The organism is Virgibacillus dakarensis (genome assembly GCF_900155625.1).
Taxonomy (GTDB): Bacteria; Bacillota; Bacilli; order Bacillales; family Amphibacillaceae; genus Lentibacillus_C; species Lentibacillus_C populi.
The window spans coordinates 187,189-202,276 of record NZ_LT732553.1; the positions used below are offsets into that span (position 1 = coordinate 187,189).

11 protein-coding genes, 1 pseudogene and 1 CRISPR repeat array (1 of these 13 cut by a window edge) are annotated in these 15,088 nt (G+C 38.0%); of the genes and pseudogenes, 9 read left to right on the forward strand and 3 right to left on the reverse strand.

Features of this window, described 5'->3' with window-relative positions; all coding sequences use genetic code 11:
- The first annotated feature begins 44 nt into the window (after positions 1–44).
- From CZ382_RS24075 to CZ382_RS01130, 3 genes are all read left to right on the forward strand, one after another.
- Positions 45–524, forward strand: coding sequence for a suppressor of fused domain protein (locus tag CZ382_RS24075; protein ID WP_235000366.1), 480 nt, complete (start codon positions 45–47; stop codon positions 522–524).
- A gap of 5 nt (positions 525–529) precedes the next feature.
- Positions 530–826: a hypothetical protein gene (locus tag CZ382_RS24080; RefSeq protein ID WP_235000367.1), complete on the forward strand. Its 297-nt coding sequence runs from the start codon at positions 530–532 to the stop codon at positions 824–826.
- Positions 827–961: 135 nt separating this feature from the next.
- On the forward strand, positions 962–1,192 hold the full coding sequence (locus tag CZ382_RS01130; RefSeq protein ID WP_088049417.1) for a hypothetical protein: 231 nt from the start codon (positions 962–964) through the stop codon (positions 1,190–1,192).
- Between the two features lie 415 nt (positions 1,193–1,607).
- Here CZ382_RS01130 and CZ382_RS01135 read toward each other — a convergent pair whose 3' ends face one another.
- Complete coding sequence (locus CZ382_RS01135; protein ID WP_088049418.1) at positions 1,608–1,877, reverse strand: hypothetical protein; 270 nt, start codon at positions 1,875–1,877, stop codon at positions 1,608–1,610.
- Positions 1,878–2,100: 223 nt separating this feature from the next.
- Positions 2,101–2,271 carry a hypothetical protein gene (locus tag CZ382_RS23595; RefSeq protein WP_159457740.1) on the reverse strand — a complete coding sequence of 57 codons (171 nt, stop codon included), beginning with the start codon at positions 2,269–2,271 and terminating at the stop codon, positions 2,101–2,103.
- A 544-nt stretch (positions 2,272–2,815) separates the two neighbouring features.
- Between CZ382_RS23595 and CZ382_RS01145 the strand changes: the two genes are divergently transcribed.
- Positions 2,816–3,817, forward strand: coding sequence for a PDDEXK family nuclease (locus tag CZ382_RS01145; RefSeq protein ID WP_088049420.1), 1,002 nt, complete (start codon positions 2,816–2,818; stop codon positions 3,815–3,817).
- A 387-nt stretch (positions 3,818–4,204) separates the two neighbouring features.
- Positions 4,205–6,001, forward strand: coding sequence for a GmrSD restriction endonuclease domain-containing protein (locus tag CZ382_RS01150; RefSeq protein ID WP_088049421.1), 1,797 nt, complete (start codon positions 4,205–4,207; stop codon positions 5,999–6,001).
- Positions 6,002–6,214: 213 nt separating this feature from the next.
- Here the strand turns inward: CZ382_RS01150 and CZ382_RS01155 are convergent, their stop codons facing one another.
- Positions 6,215–7,618: a DNA methyltransferase gene (locus CZ382_RS01155; RefSeq protein WP_088049422.1), complete on the reverse strand. Its 1,404-nt coding sequence runs from the start codon at positions 7,616–7,618 to the stop codon at positions 6,215–6,217.
- Positions 7,619–7,789: 171 nt separating this feature from the next.
- On the opposite strand from CZ382_RS01155, the pseudogene CZ382_RS01160 reads away from it, so the two are divergent.
- From CZ382_RS01160 to cas2, 4 genes and pseudogenes are all read left to right on the forward strand, one after another.
- Positions 7,790–8,002 (forward strand): annotated as a pseudogene (locus tag CZ382_RS01160) (NUDIX domain-containing protein); the annotation flags it as partial.
- A 387-nt stretch (positions 8,003–8,389) separates the two neighbouring features.
- Positions 8,390–11,620 (forward strand): type II CRISPR RNA-guided endonuclease Cas9, encoded by a 3,231-nt coding sequence (gene cas9, locus CZ382_RS01165; protein ID WP_088049424.1) that lies wholly within the window; start codon positions 8,390–8,392, stop codon positions 11,618–11,620.
- Complete coding sequence (gene cas1, locus CZ382_RS01170; RefSeq protein WP_088049425.1) at positions 11,610–12,512, forward strand: type II CRISPR-associated endonuclease Cas1; 903 nt, start codon at positions 11,610–11,612, stop codon at positions 12,510–12,512. Before cas9 ends, cas1 begins: the two co-directional genes overlap by 11 nt.
- Positions 12,513–12,516: 4 nt before the next feature.
- The gene (cas2, locus tag CZ382_RS01175; RefSeq protein WP_088049426.1) at positions 12,517–12,825 is read left to right on the forward strand and encodes a CRISPR-associated endonuclease Cas2; all 309 of its coding nucleotides are present in this window, start codon (positions 12,517–12,519) and stop codon (positions 12,823–12,825) included.
- Between the two features lie 152 nt (positions 12,826–12,977).
- A CRISPR array of direct repeats spans positions 12,978–15,088; the repeat unit is 36 nt; unit sequence ATCATACCACATCAAGGTTTGCAGGGGAATTATGGC; it runs 100 nt beyond the window's last position.

The following is a 15,088-nucleotide window of genomic DNA, read 5'->3' on the forward strand; positions in this document are numbered from 1 at the left end:
ATTTCTTATATGCTCGGGGAAATGATCCTTTGGATGGAACTAGTGTGTATACTGCAAAAGAACCGATTGAACATTGGCATTTTGTTACATATGGATTTTTAGAGCTATACGAAAAAGAGACGGAGGATACCGAAACTAGTGGTTTTGGATTTGAATTAACATTTAGACTTGCAAAGGTGGACCATGAAACGGAACCGCCTGCCTGGGCACTAAACCTTTTACAGAACCTGGCAAGATACATATTTGGGAGTGGAAATATATTTAAAAATGGTGATTATATGGATGCCAATGATCCCATTTGCCTTGAATCGAATACAGAATTAACAGCACTTGCATTTACGAACGATCCTGAACTGCCTAGTATAGATACACCGAATGGGAAAGTCGCGTTTATTCAAATTGTAGGAATAACAGCGGATGAATTGGAAGCGATGCAAATATGGAATACACTTGGTGCTTTACGTATTTGTAAAAATTATATGCCATATTATATTACCGATCTATCGCGAAAATCTTTTCTATAACAAAGGTGAATGACGCGATTCAAAAAGGAAGTGAAACAGAGGGACCAAATACCGGATTTCTTTTTAATGACCAAGGAACATGGAAGCCTTCCCAAAAGAAATTATTCAAGCAATTGCCTGCTACCGTGACATTTGGGGCGAAGCAAGTGAATACGATCAGGAAGGTCCTTCAGGGGCGTGCGGTAAAAAAAGAACCGCTTCGGCTAGTAGGTAATGAAGCAAAAGTTGTTTTTTCATTCGGGGATCAACCACAGGTAATGGAAAAAGAATTGCTGGTATGGAGAAAAAAGGGACAAATATGACCGAACAAAATACGGAAAGTGACAGGCATTCTAAAAGAATTACTTGTTATTTTTACATTTTTCTGATATTCTGATAGTAAAAATGCACCTAGTTCGTCCCACATCTTTGGATGAAAAAATGACGGGGGATAACGAATGACTAAATCAGATATTCCGAGTCGAATTGTAAGAAGAATAATCAGAGATATTCACGGACGGTATGGATTAGAACAGGAATTTAGGAGTACAAATCCAATTATTCAAGTGGGAATATATGAAGAATGGATATACCAGACAGCTTTAGAACTTGGGATGGAATATAAAAAATTTGAACCAAAAAATATGGTTGAAGCTGTAAATCACTTAGGATTTTATTTCGAGGAATGAAGTTAAATACAACCATATACTAATACCACTATTTTTAGAAAAGTGGTGATGGTATATGAACAACGACAAGGAGGAAATGGAAATGGCTGTTTTATCATTAACTGAAAAGTTCATTATTGATGAAGCAGCAGCTGGAAAAATTATTTTCGCCCCCAACCAAATTACCTAAAAGCAATGAGTTCAATGATCTTTATATGGATTATGAAAAAAGAATTGTTCATGTATCGAATATCCTGAAAAGCAGAAAAAAGTGCAAGTAATAGGCTTTTCTGAACTTGGGCTAAGCAGGCAACCTTTCAATAACTATTGTTGTCCAGTTTAAAATTCTCATATACATATATCTTTATCATTACACGATTATTTTACCAGCCTGTTCAATTTAAAAATTTCCCGCCAAGCTTGTTCACCTTATTCGTCAAGAAACTGACATCTTCAATCCTGTTACTTCAATATGTTCAAAATGAAAACCAGTTCCCTGTAATAAGGATTCAATTTTATCCAAACGTTTGTTAACGCCTTCCAATTTGTTATTTATGTCATCAAATTTATGATTAACTCCATCAAATCTATGATTCATCTCATCGAATTTTTGATCTACTCCATCAAATTTGCGATTTACATATGCAAATCCTTCGGTCATTTGCTTTTGCATATCGTTCAGCAAATCCTTTAATTCTTTTTCCATGTTGGCACGCCCCCTTGATGAATTTAGTATAATATAAGTTAGAGTAACTTGCTACAGGTAATTATATATGTTTAATCACAGGGTAAAACTGCCAAAACAGTTAATACCTACTTCCGGTTTAATAATTGGAACATGTTCAGTGGCTATGATTTGTTACCCAAGTTTCGGAAATGATTAATAAGCCCTGAAGCCTGGAAGGAAAGGTATAGGTACAATTCTATTATCATGCTGCCCCTGCATTAAGCAGTGGATCTCGCAAATAGTCGGGTAATTTGCTGAAAAAAAGATCAATGAAATGGTTTATTTGCTCGTCAGTAAGAAGATATTCCTCAGCCATGGTTGAACCAACTATTTCCAAAATGGCCATCAGCCTGCGTAAAACGTGTAATTTCATTTCAAAGCCTTTAGCATGGTATCCAACACTTGACCTGGAAACTGTTTTAAAAAGCATACTGATAACTACACTAATTTTTTTCTATCCGGAAAACCGAAAACATTATTTTTTCCCAAAAAAATCCGGAACATGATAAAATTGGACTAAAGGTACTAAAATTTTCGTTGCTTGTAGAAGGAGGTGTTAAAATGTCACATTACTCCGTGCTTACAGTTAAGGCTGAAATTCTTTTTTATATGATCCAATCGATAGCTTAAAAGAACATGAAAGTTTAAAGCGGGCACAGGATAAACAGTTATTATTTTTTTATGAAGTGAGATTTAACGAGGCAAATAGAGAGGACTTCATTTTTTATGGTAGTGATGTGTCTGAAGATATTTTTGTTGCAGACAAGGATATCGGAGTTTCACCGGTCGTGCAGGATTTCTATTCAAAAGGTTATGAAGCGAATTTTAAAAAGTCGAAATATAGCCGGAAATGATTGAGAATTTTGAAGAGAGAAGGTACAAGTATTTGACAATCCAAATGAAAGGAGCGGTGCCCCATGATCTACACATACCAAAATGCCAACATGCAAGCGATCCAAACAACCTCATTTACGGATGAAGGTATTCTCGAGAGACAACATATTCAATCCGCTTTGAAAAAGAATATAGAGATTGTTGCACCCGATTGTTTAGTCATAGCAGAAGAATTTTCAGAGTGGGAAGATAGTAAGCGGCGTATTGATTTACTGGCTATTGACAAAAATGCTGATCTAGTGGTCATCGAACTAAAGCGGACGGATACTGGGGAACACATGGAATTACAGGCATTACGTTACGCTGCCATGGTCTCTGCTTTAACCTTCAAAAAAGTCATTGATATCTATCAAAAATTTTTGCTAGATAACAAGATAGATGGTGACGCTGAAACGAATCTATTGAAATTTTTAAATTGGGAAGCACCCCAAGAAGAAGAGTTTGCCTTAAATGTTCGAATCGTACTTGTATCATCCGATTTTTCCAAGGAATTGACTACGACTATTATATGGTTAAGCGAATACGGTCTGGATATCCGCTGTGTAAGTATTGTTCCATATAAAAATGATGGCAAGATTTTCATCGATGTGAAACAGGTGCTACCGTTACCTGAGGCCGAGGAATATCAAATCAAGTTACGGGAAAAGTCGGAGGAAAAACGACAAGCAGTGAAATCATCAAGGGATTACACGAAATACAAATTCAGGGGTGAAGAACTAAATAAAAGGAAGCTGGTTTTAACCGTCATCCATACTTGGATAAAAGAAAACAACCCACAAGAGCTGCGCGAATTACTAGAAGTATTTCCTCAAGAATTGAATAATGGTGACTTGATTGTCCCACTAGAGAAGGCTCAGGAGACATATGAAAGACAAAATATTGCCAGGCATTTTTTAAATGATGATGAAGCCCTGATATTCGGCCCATCTGAACGATACGCGATTTCGAACCAGTGGGGGAAAGGGAACATTGAGACTTTTATTACGTATGCAAAAAAAGCAGGATTCGAGATTGAAACAGTTTAGATGCACCGGAAATATAGAACCTGGATTCCCACCATTTATAACGAGGTAGCATATATTTGGTAGCCATCATCTTGTATAGGCTGACAAATCAACAGTTTTCTACAATGATACATTTGGGTAGTATTGCATTTCCTCGTTATACTTTCTAAAGTGTAACGAGGCATAAGAAATCCCTTAACAGTTGGCACGAAAGAGATTCATGAGGTTTTCATCGTTATACATTCCGGGAATTCAGGATAGAAGATATCACTGCTAAGGACATTGCCATTCAGGAAAAAACCCACAGTCAAATCAAGAAAGTAGGGCCAAGCAGGTTCGTTTTAAATAAAGAAATGTTGAATTATACAGTAATAGTTCTTCATGTAATCGTTTTAAGGGGTGTTAACGTTGTCTAACTATAATGTAAATAATACAACCGTAAATATTTTATTGGGATGGATAGAGGAAGACGTCATTGCGATTCCTGAAATCCAACGTCCGTTTGTTTGGAAGTCTTCTAAGGTAAGGGATCTATTAGACTCTTTATACAAGGATTATCCCGTGGGGTATATCATAACCTGGCAGAACCCTGATGCCAGATTGAAAGATGGAACTGTCTCACAGGGCAAGAAAATATTGATTGACGGTCAGCAAAGGATAACCGCGCTCATGGCTGCTATTTCCGCCAAAGAAGTGGTGGATAGCAATTATCAAAAGAAACGCATCACTATTGCTTTTAATCCAATTACTGAGAAGTTTGAGGTATTGAACCCGGCCATTCGAAAGGATAAAAAGTGGATACCGGATATTTCTATGGTCTTCAAACAGGGGTTCAGCACATTTAGCTATATTAAAAAATACTGCGAGGTCAATCCGGAAATTACAGAGGATCAATTGAATACGATTATCCAAAAGCTATTGCAGCTAAAACATAGTTCCATAGGGATTATTGAATTGGCACACACATTGGATATAGAAACAGTTACCGAAATATTTATACGAATCAATTCAGCTGGAGTTAATCTCAGCCAGGCAGACTTTGCTATGTCAAAGATCTCTGTAAATGATGCGTTTGATGGACCGCTGATCAGAAAAACCATTGATTATTTCTCCCATATGATGAAAAGCTCATCAATATATGAAAACATCAAGCAAAACGATACAGAGTTCTCCAGTAGTAAAAGTTTTTCAAAAATAGAATGGGTCAAGGGCTATAACACAAATATCTATGAACCAAGTTATTCCGATGTATTGCGCGTTGCCTTCACATTTAAATTTCTTCGTGGACCTATATCGAACCTGGTCAGTCTCCTGTCCGGCAGGGATTTTGAAACAAGAGAATATAAAGTGGAGATTATGGAAAATTCCTTCAAAGAACTAAAAGACGGAGTTCTCAAATTTGTGGATGAAACCAATTTCAAACGTTTCATCATGATCCTGAAATCTGCAGGTGTTATCCATAAAAAGATTGTTCGCTCTCAGAATGCGATGAACTTTGCTTATGCCTTATTTTTATTGTTGCGTGAAAAAGGAATAGATGGGTCCCGGATTAATGTCATTGTCCGCAAGTGGTTTGTTGCTTCCCTGTTGACGGAAAGATACTCTAGCTCACCTGAATCAACATTTGATTTTGATATCAAACGTTTCGCGTCGTATGACGATCCAATGGATTACGTGAGATCCGTTGAAGCGGGGGAACTTTCTGATGCCTATTGGGACAATATATTGGTTGCCAATTTGGACACATCTGTTACAAGCAGCCCTTATTTCAACTTGTTTATCATGGCACAGATTTATCAAAAGGATGTAGCCTTCTTATCGAAATCTATCACGGTCCAGCAGTTGCTAGAAGAACGAGGAGATGTACATCATGTGTTTCCAAAAAAATACCTACAAAAGAACGGTTATAATAACAGAAAACAGTATAACCAAATTGCCAATTACGTTTATACGGAACAGGTTGTTAACTTGGCCATAAAGGATCAATCGCCCAACCAGTATATGGGGAAAGTTCTATCGCAAATAGAAGGCTCCGGCCTAAATATCGGTGAAATCAAAGATAATGAGCAGTTGAAACTGAACATGAAAGCAAACTGTATTCCAGAATCTATTTTCAACATGGAAGCGATGGATTATGATCAGTTTTTAATGGAAAGGAGGCAATTGATGGCAGGGAAGATTAAGGATTATTTTCAGGAGTTGTGAAATAGCTAAAGCTGCATTTGGAGGAAAGACGATGAAATCTATCAACGTCGTCGGTGCCATCACCATTGATTGGGTGACTACGCAAAATTCATCAATGCCTGGGAGGGTTTTTAAAAATAGAGGCTCCAATTTTGGGAGCCTCTGACCAAGACTATATTTTAATTTTGACAGAGGCTCAGGATAAATAATTATTGCCCTGCAAAAGTGGGGTCATTAGCAGGGAAAAATATTGCTTGGTAAAATTTTATGTAATAGTATGTCATTAACTTCCACAATAGTGATGAATGGATATTTTTCCCCTTTATAGTTTGTAAATAAACCGGTGCCGGCTGCTTCCTTCACCATCGCCCGCGTTGGAGGTTGGAGGATAACAAAAACCCCTGCTGCTCCATTCTCACGTTCTATGACAGTATTTAATTCCCTAATATCTTTTACACTAACTTTTCCGCTTTTAACTTGTATTATTGATTTTTTTAATTTTCCAGCTTCTCCATCATCAAAAAAATGAACGCCATCCACCCCTCCATCAGGCCCTTTTTTTATAGAATTAAAATCACCTTTGTAGTTAATTCCCAGTAAAGACAATGCCCAAATCTGAAACTGAAAGCGATTGTTATCCGCCAGTTGCTTTGCACCCTCCAAGTCTATTGGCTCTCCAGCAACGCTATAATTATTCAACATGCCAAACTCTTTATCCAATCGGGCTTTTATGGTTGTAATAGCAATATGAGTGATATCAATTCCAATCCAATTACGTTCAAGATTTTGAGCCGATACGATAGCTGTCCCGCACCCACAAAAAGGATCTAGAACCACACCACCTTTATTCGTGGTGGCACTAATGATGCGGTTTAGTAGTGCAAGAGGTTTTTGGGTCGGATATCCAACTCTTTCCTTTGACATTGGAGGCAATGCTGGAATATCCCACCAGTCCTCCGGTATTTTTCCTTTTTTATTAGGAGTATAGGTTTTACCGTTGGAATTTGTTACGCCTTTTCCACTTGTTTGATAACCACCTGTCCCCTCATACGGGACTCTAATTTCATCCGCGTTAAAAGTATAGTCCCTTCCTTTGGAGTAAAAGAAAATCGTATCATGTTTCTTAGCAAAGTTACGCTTCCCTCTTCCGCCTTGTCTATAACACCAAACAATTTCATTTTGAAAGTTTTTGAATCCAAAAACAGCATCTATTAGAAGCTTCAAATAATGGGAAGCGGACGGGTCACAATGTAAAAACAAAACACCGTCAGGCTTTAGCACTCTATACATTTCAAGTAATCTGGGTGCCATCATAGATAGATAAGCCATCATTTGATTCGTTCCCAGTAGCTGACGCATAGATATTAAAAAATTAGATACCAGATCGTTATGGTAGTAATTAATTGTTTCAAGAAAAGACTTTTCAACATCGCTATTCCAATACCAAGTATCTTCAAATACTTCAATTTGGGCAGTTGATTTGATCCCATCGGGATTCGAGAATATTTGATTATAATCCCTATTGCTGTTAAATGGAGGGTCCAAATATATTAGGTCTACAGAATTACTTTCGATATGATTTTTTAAAACAAAAAGATTATCGCCGAAGTACAGCATGTTTTCATTTGCCTTTTTCAAATGCACCACACTCCTTATGTGAACAAGTTATGCATTTGATGGCTTGTACTATTACAGGGAGTTGGACGGGGGCCACTTCTCGGATGATGTTATATATTGGATAAAGATTCGGTTGATTCAATGGTATGAAGAAAATAAAGAATAAGACAAAATTAAATTAGAGTGGGAGCTGTGAATAAGATCAACGTCGTTGGAGCTATCAACATCCATAACGAAAAGATTCTATGCGCGCAAAGAGGACCTGCAAAAATCCCTCCCTTTAAGTGGGAATTCCCAGGTGGAAAAGAGGAAGGAGAAACACTTCAAGATGCATTAAAACGTGAAATTCAGGAAGAAATGAAATGCGAGGTAGAGATCGTGGTTGTGCAAACCGTTCATGAATATTTGAATACTTTTCTAGTATAATAGTGATGATGACCAGCAGCAATTTCGGGCAATAAAAAAGAAAACATGAAATTTTGAATTAAAGAAGAGATAATTTCGCGCTATTAAAAATAATTTTCTTAGATTATATTGACAAAAATCATAAAAACGGTTATGCTAGATATATTGACCTAGGGGAAGGTCGATGAAATCATATCACATCAAGGTTTACAGGTAAGTTATTATGGTAAGGCATTAAGCCGTGGCGTTGGGGATCGCCTAGCTCCGCATTTTTATGCGGAGTTCCCCGCAACAACAATGACTAAGTGCTTTTAGTCATTTTTTTTATACTTAAAACCACTTAAAATAGGTATAAAGCAATAAAAATACATAAATAGGGTGATTCTAATGAAGTACAGTATTGGATTAGATATTGGAATTTCCTCAGTAGGCTGGGCTGTTATCAATCAGGACAAACAGAGGATTGAAGATTTAGGTTCTCGAATGTTTGATGTGGCTGAGAATCCAAAGAATGGCTCATCACTGGCAACACCTAGGCGTGAAGCCAGATCGCAAAGGAGAAGACTAAGAAGACGTCGATATCGTGTTGGTCGGGTTCGTCACTTTATCATTGACAAAGGTCTTTTATCCGAAATGGAGTCTGACCGATTATTTGAGTGGCAAGATGGTGATTTGGATATTTGGCTTATTCGAGTAAATGGTCTGGAAAGAATGCTCACAGATCGTGAATTTGCTAGGATTCTAATCCACTATGCCAAAAATAGAGGATTTAAATCGAATCGTAAAAGTGAAGCGAACGATGGGGAAGGTGGGGTACTTTTAAAGGCTGTTAGAGAAAATGCTTCATTGATGGAAGAAAAAGGGTATCGTTCAGTTGCAGAAATGCTAGTGTTGGATGATAAGTTTAATGGCAGAAAGCGCAATAAAGGCGGTGATTACACACATGTTTTAGCAAGAAGTGAAATTGAAAAAGAAATACGGGATGTTTTTGAAAAACAACGTGAATTTGGAAATCCCTTTGCAACGAAGGAAAATGAGAAAGCATACATAAACATTTGGAGTTCCCAACGCCCTTTTTCGACGCAAGAGGATATTGCAAAACGAATTGGAAATTGCACTTTTGAGGAAAATGAAAAACGAGCACCCAAGTTCTCTTATACGTTTGAGAAATTTCGAGCCTTGGATAAAGTCAATCGTTTACGGATTATTTCTACAAACTCGCCGCAGCGTCCTTTAACAAATGAAGAACGGCAAGCAGTCATGAACAGTGTTATGGACAAAAAAGAGGTGAAATATAAAGATGTTCGGAAAACGTTAGGATTAAACGATGACGAGCGATTTAACGAACTGTTTTACGACCCTGGTGAAACAAATGAAAAGAATGAAAATAAAACGTTTCTATCGCTGAAAGGGTACTATGAATTAAAAAAGATCGTGAAGGATGTTGAAGGAAAAACGTTAGCGGAATCCTACCGACCGATTGACTATGATACATTTGCATATGCTGTCACTGTATATAAAGATGATAATGACGTCCGTGATTATTTATCAAATGACTATGTGAACAAAAATGGAAAGCGGATTCGCAACTTATCAAATAGGTCTTATAGTCAAGAGTTAATTGAAGGACTTTTAAATCTATCATACGCCAAGTTTGGACATTTATCATTGAAAGCTTTAAATAATATTATTCCTTATCTGGAGCAAGGCAACCTTTACCATGAGGCATGTGAAAAGGCTGGATACAATTTTAATCAAAAGGTAGGAAAGAAAAAGGAAAAGTTACTTCCGGTTATTCCAGCGGATGACATTGCCAATCCAGTAGTGATTCGTTCCCTATCGCAGACAAGAAAGGTAATCAATGCCATCATCAAAAGGTACGGATCCCCTTCAGCTATTTATATTGAATTGGCAAGGGAAATGGGGCGGCACTATAAGGAAAGGAAGGACATTGAGAAACAGTATAATAACAATCGCAAAATTAATGATAAGGCAAAGAGCCGTATTCAAGAACTCCATCCCGAAATCAGTGATCCGCGTGGGCACGATATATTAAAATATAAATTATGGGAAGAACAGAACGGGAAATGTGCGTATTCATTAAAGCCGATTCCAATGGATTACTTATTCAATTATGGATTTGCAGAAGTAGATCATATTATACCATATAGCCGTAGCTTTGATGATAGTAATGCGAATAAGGTGCTTGTTTTGTCAAAAGAGAATCAAAATAAGAAAAACAGAACACCATTCGAGTGGTTTGGCAGTGATGAGGTAAGATGGGAGCAATATATCTCATATGTAAATTCCTTGAAAGTCCGGAAGAAGAAAAAGGATTTATTATTGAAGCAAAATTTCGATGAGGATCAGGCCGAACAATTCAAATCCCGGCATTTGAATGATACGCGTTACATTACTAGATTCTTGAAAGGGTTTATAGAGGATAATTTGCAGTTTAGGGAAGATAGCGACAAGAAGCAATATGTTTATACAGTAAATGGTGCATATACTTCGCTGATGAGAAAGCGGTGGGGATTCAACAAGAACCGCGCAGAAAATGACTTACACCATGCACTGGATGCGGTACTTGTTGCGGTAAGCCTTCCGTTCCAACATAGAGTAAGCAATTATTTTAAACATAGTGAATTGCATGCATCGCAATTATTAAAACGTAAAGGGGAACGTTTTCCAGAACCATGGGATGGTTTTACGAAAGAACTTGAAGCCAGAATGCTGCAGAATTCGGAAAAATTGAAACTCGCATTGGAAAGCCTATCATTAGCTAGTTATGATGAGGAATTCATAGAGCGTGTCAAACCGATTTTTGTTTCCCGAATGCCAAAGCGGTCGGTGAAAGGACAAATTCACGAGGAGACTATCAGGAGGCACCGCGGGTTTACCGAAAAAGGATTAAATCTTATGGTAAAAAAATATGCATTACAAGATATCAAGTTTGATAAAAATGGAGATTTTCCGATGTATGGAAAAGAGTCCGATCCCAAAACGTATAATGCCATTAAGGAAAGGTATCTTGAATACGGGGATGCGGCCAAGGCTTTTAGCACTGTATTATATAAACCGTCCAAAAATCCGGAAAATGCGCCAATTATTCGAAGTGTTAAGCTTGAATCAACGGCAAACCGGGTGTTCCATTTAGATGATAAGACGATTGCGGAAAATGCTAGTATTGCGAGGACAGAGGTGTTTCGTCACAAGGAGAGCGGGAAGTATTATTTGGCTCCGGTTTATGTGAGTGATGTGTTGGCGAGAAGAAGTCCTGATAGATTTATCACTGCAGCTAAATCCTATGGTGAATGGACAAAAATAACTGATGAGTATGAGTTTTTGTTTAATTTATTCCCTAACGATGTAATAAAAGTAAAAATGCCAAGGGAAAAGATATCGAAAACTTTTACCGGCGATATAAAAAGATGGGTTGAAGGTACTTTTTATTTTAAAAAAGTTCATTCTGGTACTGCAGCAATTACTATTATAGACCATATGAATAGTTTTGGAGACGATATTGGTTCCAAAAATTTGAAGTTACTAGAAAAGTGCCAAACCGACCCATTAGGTAATCTAACGAAAGTACAAAGGGAAAAGCGTTATGGCGTTTAGACACTTAATTATTCGTAATCCAGCAAAACTTTCTACATCAAACGAACAGCTGCTGATTAAACAAGAGGATTCTATTAAAATTCCGTTAGAAGACATTGTCACAATAACTTTGGAAGATCCCGCTATTACTATTACCAATGGGTTATTAACCAAATGTACTGAGTATCACGTCGAACTTATTATCTGTGATCGGAAGCGGATGCCAAGTGGAATTGTCCAGCCGTTTCACCGTCATTCTAGACAACGTACTGTTTTGGAAATGCAATTGGGTCTTGGAAAACCTTTTAAGAAACGGGTCTGGCAAAAGATTGTTATTAAGAAACTAGAGAACCAGGCGCGATGTTTGGAGCTGGTTCATAAGGGCGAAGAAGCACAAAAAATATATGCCATTAGCCGGAGTGTAGAATCTGGTGATCGTACAAATCGTGAAGCATATGGTGCAAAACTGTACTTTGAATCACTGTTTGGGGTAGGGTTTCAACGAAGGGAAGATAATGTATATAATATCTCCTTGAATTATGGTTACAGTATTATCCGTTCATTGGTAGCCAGGGCGCTTATCAGATACGGATTTACCCCAACTTTTGGGATATTCCACGACAGTCAAACAAATGCATTTAATTTAGCTGATGATTTTATGGAAGTGTTACGTCCGTTTGTTGATGTGATAATTGTTACAAATGTAACGGATGAATTGGAATGGTCGCCTAAGATACGTAAAAGCTTATTTCAGGTACTTGATATCGAAGCAAACTGGAATCACGAAAAATTGAGTGTAACTAATGGAGCTGATCAAATGATAAAAAGTTTTGTAACTGCGTGCCGGCAGCAAGACCCAAATTTATTAGTACTCCCTGAACTTACGAATATCACAGTTCACACGTATGAGTAGATATATGAGAATTATAGTTTTTTTTGATCTGCCGGTGGTTATACCAAGGGAAAGGAAAGCATATTCCAGATTCCGCAAATTTTTATTGCGTGATGGGTATACAATGCTGCAGTATTCGGTATATACAAGAATTTGTAATGGAGAAGACGGGGTACGGAAACATATGCGGAGATTGAAAGAAAATATACCTCCAGTCAACGGAGCAATTCGAGCTATGAAAATTACAGAAAAACAATTTGAAAATATGGAAATTCTTTTGGGGACAACTACTCCCGAGGAAGACTTAGGGGCAAATAAGATAGATTTCTTTTAAAAAGTACTTGCAATTTTGTTTGCAAGTATTTTTTTCTTGTAATTTCATAAAAAAAAGAAAATGAAAAGGAGAAATTCATACGAGAATTATGGCTTTTTTTAAAAAAGAAAAACCCTTGAAATGGGGAAGTATCAAGGGTTTTTAAGCCATGTATCATACCACATCAAGGTTTGCAGGGGAATTATGGCTCATCCTCGTCTACATGAGCGAATACTTGAATCATACCACATCAAGGTTTGCAGGGGAATTATGGCAACTTAGGTAGTATTTCTATAACATCTTCAATCATACCACATCAAGGTTTGCAGGGGAATTATGGCTTATCATTCTCCTTTATAATATTGATTTTAATCATACCACATCAAGGTTTGCAGGGGAATTATGGCTACAAGAATAGAGGAAGAACAGAATCAGCTATCATACCACATCAAGGTTTGCAGGGGAATTATGGCTCGGATTTGAACAAATCTATTCATATCGCTATCATACCACATCAAGGTTTGCAGGGGAATTATGGCTATAATCCGTACCTGGGCAACGCTCATCTCATCATACCACATCAAGGTTTGCAGGGGAATTATGGCACTTGCTAACTTTGTATCAAATACTAGGGAATCATACCACATCAAGGTTTGCAGGGGAATTATGGCATTGTCATTGATCGTAGGTGTCAATATCTGATCATACCACATCAAGGTTTGCAGGGGAATTATGGCCGGTACACACGTTATCCCGCATAAGGAGACATCATACCACATCAAGGTTTGCAGGGGAATTATGGCTTGTCGCGGCCCACACAAAGGCGGAAGAAGATCATACCACATCAAGGTTTGCAGGGGAATTATGGCTTCTGGCGGTGTGTCCTGTCCAATAACCTTATCATACCACATCAAGGTTTGCAGGGGAATTATGGCCTCTATTTTGATCTTTTCCACTGCATCAGATCATACCACATCAAGGTTTGCAGGGGAATTATGGCACATTCCCATACATGTTCATTCCTTCTGTAATCATACCACATCAAGGTTTGCAGGGGAATTATGGCCAGCTTCATCGAATTGTGATTGGTTATTTGATCATACCACATCAAGGTTTGCAGGGGAATTATGGCTAAAAATGCAAACTTTCTTCTAGAAATGAATCATACCACATCAAGGTTTGCAGGGGAATTATGGCTGGTAATTCTCTTGTCCGAATGTCAATGATATCATACCACATCAAGGTTTGCAGGGGAATTATGGCATAAATCCCTGCATGCTGTAAATATAGAAGATCATACCACATCAAGGTTTGCAGGGGAATTATGGCGATATGCTAGACTGTTTGATGTAACGTTCGATCATACCACATCAAGGTTTGCAGGGGAATTATGGCTAATTTCAGCACTTTTATCCTCGGCTATGGATCATACCACATCAAGGTTTGCAGGGGAATTATGGCTCAGCATTGAATATGTTCCCACAATCATCAATCATACCACATCAAGGTTTGCAGGGGAATTATGGCGACTCCACCTGCCTGTTGATGCTTGCCAATATCATACCACATCAAGGTTTGCAGGGGAATTATGGCTCAGCATTGAATATGTTCCCACAATCATCAATCATACCACATCAAGGTTTGCAGGGGAATTATGGCACTTGATTGTAAAGCTCTTCTCCTAGCAATATCATACCACATCAAGGTTTGCAGGGGAATTATGGCTAAAATATTTGTTTCTTGCTCCCTACCTAAATCATACCACATCAAGGTTTGCAGGGGAATTATGGCTATTCGCATGTGGTGTTGGAACTAGCACGATCATACCACATCAAGGTTTGCAGGGGAATTATGGCACGTACATCTGTTGCTACGTTTAGGATACCATCATACCACATCAAGGTTTGCAGGGGAATTATGGCTCGACATTTAATTTATTGAACATCTCTACAATCATACCACATCAAGGTTTGCAGGGGAATTATGGCCGTTACAAGCATCGGCCCTGCTTCCCGGTTATCATACCACATCAAGGTTTGCAGGGGAATTATGGCATGAAGAGCAATTGAATGATTTGCGCGATGATCATACCACATCAAGGTTTGCAGGGGAATTATGGCATTCTAGCTCTACTTTTAAATCGTATTCCTATCATACCACATCAAGGTTTGCAGGGGAATTATGGCAAGAAATTCCGTAAAGCGGCATCTGTAGAAATCATACCACATCAAGGTTTGCAGGGGAATTATGGCAGTCACGCAAAGCCATCTTCATTCTTGCTTAT

What these genes read in the sequence shown, in the direction of transcription:
- CZ382_RS01130 (WP_088049417.1), top strand. Translation starts at nt 962, where the DNA reads ATGACTAAATCAGATATTCCGAGTCGAATTGTAAGAAGAATAATCAGA.
- CZ382_RS01135 (WP_088049418.1), bottom strand. Translation starts at nt 1,877, where the DNA reads ATGGAAAAAGAATTAAAGGATTTGCTGAACGATATGCAAAAGCAAATG.
- CZ382_RS23595 (WP_159457740.1), bottom strand. Translation starts at nt 2,271, where the DNA reads ATGAAATTACACGTTTTACGCAGGCTGATGGCCATTTTGGAAATAGTT.
- CZ382_RS01145 (WP_088049420.1), top strand. Translation starts at nt 2,816, where the DNA reads ATGATCTACACATACCAAAATGCCAACATGCAAGCGATCCAAACAACC.
- cas9 (WP_088049424.1), top strand. Translation starts at nt 8,390, where the DNA reads ATGAAGTACAGTATTGGATTAGATATTGGAATTTCCTCAGTAGGCTGG.
- cas1 (WP_088049425.1), top strand. Translation starts at nt 11,610, where the DNA reads ATGGCGTTTAGACACTTAATTATTCGTAATCCAGCAAAACTTTCTACA.
- cas2 (WP_088049426.1), top strand. Translation starts at nt 12,517, where the DNA reads ATGAGAATTATAGTTTTTTTTGATCTGCCGGTGGTTATACCAAGGGAA.